This is a genomic window from Gilliamella sp. X-57, assembly GCF_057063565.1.
In genome coordinates this window covers 1-1,921 of record NZ_JBXSQI010000052.1, presented here as the reverse complement: position 1 = coordinate 1,921, position 1,921 = coordinate 1, and the positions used below count along the sequence as shown (strand labels likewise).

The 1,921-nt window shown below is 38.2% G+C and carries 3 protein-coding genes; all 3 read left to right on the top strand.

Annotated features, from left to right (window positions below):
• The coding region (locus ACYIAL_RS12680; protein ID WP_483751813.1) for a T6SS immunity protein Tli3 family protein at nt 1-744 on the top strand (744 nt) is incomplete at its 5' end.
• A gap of 11 nt (nt 745-755) precedes the next feature.
• Nucleotides 756-1,625, top strand: coding sequence for a T6SS immunity protein Tli3 family protein (locus ACYIAL_RS12675; protein ID WP_483751812.1), 870 nt, complete (start codon nt 756-758; stop codon nt 1,623-1,625).
• Nucleotides 1,625-1,921: T6SS immunity protein Tli3 family protein (locus ACYIAL_RS12670; RefSeq protein ID WP_483751893.1), on the top strand; the 297-nt coding region annotated here is incomplete at its 3' end. The genes ACYIAL_RS12675 and ACYIAL_RS12670, both read left to right, overlap by 1 nt.

Below are 1,921 nucleotides of genomic sequence, written 5' to 3'. Positions count from 1 at the left end.
ATGATGTTAGCAATACTATCGACCCTTATTGGGGGAGTGTTATTTATTATTATGCTAATTAAGCAATATCGTGAGCGATGGCAAATGGTGAGTTATCTGTTCTTTATCTTGGGGATATTGGCACTTTCGCCAGTTAATAATATACGAAAGCCCACCATTGTTCCGCCCTCGCAAATTGTGTACCGTTTTGATGAAAACCGTTATATTTTATTGACAGGCTATCGATGTGAAGGGCAAGCTTATTTTATTGATGATAAAGAACAAGTTTATTACCTTTTAGCTGCTCATTCTTGGGATCTATATACAGAGCCTTATCGGCATCCTGCAAAAAACTATCTTTCAATCCCATTGTCGGATGTGTCGGCAATATATACTTCCATTGATGGAGGGCGTTCATTTAGAAGTATCCGTTTAGGGGTTGGGCATTATTTAGGTAATCATGATTCACCGCAATACGATGTGGTGAATGATCAGGCTTTTATTTTAGGCAAAGATGGTCAGCTTTATGTATCAGAAGCGCCATTTGGCACCAAAGGTCCGCATATGTTATCGAAAAAAAAACAGCTTGAACAAGAAGCTATTTTAGGCAGAAGCCAAATTATCCCCGAAAGTATTCCCCCAATTCCAAGCGACTATACTGGTTGGGATAAAATGCGCTGTGATTATAATGCCAAAGGAACTCAATTGCCCGATAACCATACCGTGTTAGAGGTCTATCAACACTTGCTAGGCACAGCTAAATAAGGAATTAAGGCATGAAACAGAAAATAACAAAATTGTTGATAATGTTATTTGTTGTACCCGTGGTTTTGGTCGTGATTTTATCGACTTTTGCGCCATTCCCCTCCACCGAGCCAATGCCGCTTATGCGCCCTAAACCATTACCCAAAGAAGGCTATCAATTATTCCATAGTATTGCCAGAAATGGTGATGTGCTAGATTATTCCTTTTATTATGTCAGTAAAAAGCGGCAGGTGATTTATCGTTATGACGCCGATCGTTATTTAGAGCTACAAGGCGAAAATTGCAGTGGATTGATTTGGTATCATGATGATAAAAATAATATTCATACCTTAATTACCGAACGATTTTATACAGCTTATCATTTACCGAAATTTAACTACTATAACCCCGGCAAACAGTATATTGCCATTCCCACCAATGATCTGTCTGATTTTGTTTTTTCAGTCGATGGTGGCAGACATTTTATAAAAGCGATGGTGTCCCCAATGGCAGCTGTACCAGGAGAAGAAGTTGATTATTTTATTGGGGTGGATGATTCGCCTATTCAGGAATTTTATACTTGGCTTGGGAAAAAAAATACGCCGATTACTATTTCGGGTAATACCGGCTATTTTGTCTTAAAAAATCATGAGGTGATATTTGGCGCATCTTATGAATATGATGACTTTGATTATGAACATGGATTAAGCAACTATCAAATTTTTTACCCATCAGCGGCGTTTTCTGATGAAAGGGTTAGGGATGGCTCTAGATTTGGTGCCTATGATAGCCTTATTGATAATAAAGAATATCAATTACGGGTAAATTCAATAAAAAATCTAAAACCCGAACCTTACCAAGGTTGGGACAAAATACGTTGTGAGGTTGGGGCGGAAAGGTAATGATGATGTTAGCAATACTATCGACCCTTATTGGGGGAGTGTTATTTATTATTATGCTAATTAAGCAATATCGTGAGCGATGGCAAATGGTGAGTTATCTGTTCTTTATCTTGGGGATATTGGCACTTTCGCCAGTTAATAATATACGAAAGCCCACCATTGTTCCGCCCTCGCAAATTGTGTACCGTTTTGATGAAAACCGTTATATTTTATTGACAGGCTATCGATGTGAAGGGCAAGCTTATTTTATTGATGATAAAGAACAAGTTTATTACCTTTTAGCTGCTCATTCTTGG